The 2,634-nt window shown below is 57.3% G+C and carries 3 protein-coding genes and 1 pseudogene; all 4 read left to right on the top strand.

Annotated features, from left to right (window positions below; translation table 11 throughout):
• Positions 1–426 (top strand): annotated as a pseudogene (locus tag U4E84_RS16535) (SWIM zinc finger domain-containing protein); the annotation flags it as partial.
• 13 nt (positions 427–439) lie between these two features.
• Positions 440–1,225: a hypothetical protein gene (locus U4E84_RS16530; RefSeq protein WP_322533206.1), complete on the top strand. Its 786-nt coding sequence runs from the start codon at positions 440–442 to the stop codon at positions 1,223–1,225.
• A 62-nt stretch (positions 1,226–1,287) separates the two neighbouring features.
• Positions 1,288–2,379, top strand: coding sequence for a tetratricopeptide repeat protein (locus tag U4E84_RS16525; RefSeq protein WP_322533205.1), 1,092 nt, complete (start codon positions 1,288–1,290; stop codon positions 2,377–2,379).
• Between the two features lie 117 nt (positions 2,380–2,496).
• A partial coding sequence (locus U4E84_RS16520) for an ATPase domain-containing protein (RefSeq protein WP_322533207.1) occupies positions 2,497–2,634 on the top strand: 138 nt, incomplete at its 3' end.

The raw sequence follows: 2,634 nt of genomic DNA, 5'->3' as shown, positions 1-2,634 counted from the left end.
GACTGGTCGGCTGTTCGCGAGGAGATACTGGAATCGCTTGCGAACCGAGACACGACCAAGCGGAATGCGCAACGACATGTCGAGATCTTCCTGTACGCCGAGCGGTACGACGAGGCCATCGCCATCGCGGACCGGTTTTCTGACAACATGGTGGTCGAACCGGTCGCCGACGCCGTCTTCAAGGAGCGCCCGGAGGGGACGATCGACGCCTGCAAAGCACAGGTCGAACCGATCATCGAGGAGGGGAAATCACAGCAGTATCGACACGCCATAGACTGGCTAGCGACAGCCGGAAATGCGGCCGACGCTGCGGGCGAGCTCAACGAGTGGCGGGCCTACGTACAGGATCTGCGGGATGCACACTCCCAAAAGTACAAGCTCCGACCGATGTTGGAGGAGTTACTCGAGGAGTTCGAAGATCGATAGCACAACGGAGATCATGACTAACACGGACACCACAGATCGATTCGTCATCGAAGTCAGCCAAGTGGGTACTGTCGACCACATCGTCGACCTCGAAGCGGACTCAGCGGACGGGTCACCGTACGCCCCTCGACAAGACTTGCCGGGCGAAAAGCTGTGTGACCGGAGTACACGCTCACCCGCAAGCGAGTACATCACACTTCGAGATTACGCCGACTGGAAAGGTTTCGACAAGACGGCCTTCGAAGGTGATGCGCCGGACGAGGTATGTTCGTATTGCTGGACAGCGGTAGTCGAACATGCTAAGCGAGGAGAACAGCACGAACGCGATGGCGTCGACGACCGTATCGGGACAGTCGGCTACCGTCTCCGATGGAAGCAGAAGGGGCGTGCCCGCGAAGAGTGGTACGACATCGTCGTCCGGCCCGAAACAACCATAACGGAACTCGACAGGCTCGTCTGTCGGTTCACCACGCTCGATGACCTCCATCTTCGCATGTACGGTCTCGAAGACGAGTACATGGATTCGACACTCAACGTCATCCCGGATCAGCAGTTCACCGAGGTTAGAGACCCCTCATTCACGAACGCAAGCGAGGTAACGATTGCTGACGTCGCCGAACGTGCGACACTCTGGGAAGGCGACAAACTCAGCATGGTCTACGATTTTGGAACCTCCTCGCGCTATTATTGCGTCGTCAAGGAGGTGTACGATCTAGGGGAGATCGAGAAACTCCTCGAAGAACGTGACCCGATCGCAGCGACCGAGACAGCCGCGATCATCGACGAGAAACGACCCTAACAATAGCCACGAGCGGACAGTTGCCCCGCTCTTTTTCACCGCACTCCTCGAACGCGCAGTCAATGACCGACTGCCCGTACTGTGAGCGATCCTTCGCGGAAGAATCCGAGATCCGCAAGCATCTCTATGAATACCACGAGTCCGACGAACTCGGTCGGATCGACACCAAACGGGTTGAGCAGTACATCGACGACCACGACCTCGAAGAAAGCGACGACGATGCCACCCGTGCGCAGCAAGACACGGACGAAGCGGTAGGCATGACCGCGGCGACCAACCGCCAGTCAGATGAGCGGTGGGAGTTACATGACGTACAAGCGCTATCGACGAGGGAGATCACGGACAAGCTTGCCGAGCACGGTATCGACACGACCGAAGCGTCGTTCCGTGACCGTGCGGCCGTGGTTGACTCGGCGATGGCACTCGTCGACCAATGGGAGGACGACCACGATGTCGACGCGTCGGGATACGATCAGGATTTCATCTGGATGGCAGCTGAAGTGCTCTGGAGCCAATGGGCACCCGATGTCCCCTATCGGGAACGTATCTACGATCTGGTGCAGGACGGTCGAGAACTCCGTGAGCAGGACGACGACGCCGAAGCCTGCGAACAGTGGCTGAGTGCCTGGGAGGTCATCGTCGCCGTCACGCCGGACGACATCACGACAATCGAAGCGGCTGACGATTACCTCCCGAATGTACTCTCTCTGGAAGCATTCCTGCGATCACTCGACAATGACCTTGCCACCCTGGCAGCGGACGACCCAACCTATCACGATCGACGTCTCGAGTTCTGTCGCGAGGTCTGTACCCAATTTCCGGATGCACCCGACGAGTTCCTTCTTGACTTCCGCCACTTCGTCGCTGACTCGCTGACAGAGCTAGGACGAGTGACCAAGAGCAGAAGCGAGTTCGAGACGCTCATTCGAGACTACCCCGAGGATCCGTGGGCGTACAAGAAACTCGCGGATAGCTACTGGCGGGAGGGAGCTGACGAGCCAACAGCCGAGGAGCTGGAACGCGCCGTGAAATTGTACGAGCAGGCGCTGAATGCCGAAGGCTCCCTCGAACAGCCAGCAACCGTATCTGACCGGATCGGCGACCTCGAACGGCGGTTAGCTGATGTGGACACGTCCGAGGCACAAGAGAGATAGGGAGTCCCTGTCGGCTGGTTTACTTCGATCGTTGGCAGGTGTTGTCAATACCGTAAATAACATGTCCTGATAGTTATAGGAAGAAAGAATTTTTAGACCGAACATGATAACTAAACTATGCCGACCAAACTAATGTCTATTGGCGTCAGTGGTCTAGATGATATCCTCGACGGAGGGCTGATTCAGGGTCGGAACGTTCTCATGCGTGGCTCGCCAGGATCAGGGAAGACGATTTTTGGATTACACTTCCTCTCG

This window comes from Halorubrum sp. AD140 (genome assembly GCF_034497445.1).
Classification (GTDB): domain Archaea; phylum Halobacteriota; class Halobacteria; order Halobacteriales; family Haloferacaceae; genus Halorubrum.
Note: the sequence above shows the minus strand (reverse complement) of the source record. Positions and strands in the feature narration are given on the sequence as shown.

Bases quoted from the DNA above. Each gene is read 5' to 3' on its own strand.
- U4E84_RS16530 (WP_322533206.1), top strand. From the start codon at position 440: ATGACTAACACGGACACCACAGATCGATTCGTCATCGAAGTCAGCCAA.
- U4E84_RS16525 (WP_322533205.1), top strand. From the start codon at position 1,288: ATGACCGACTGCCCGTACTGTGAGCGATCCTTCGCGGAAGAATCCGAG.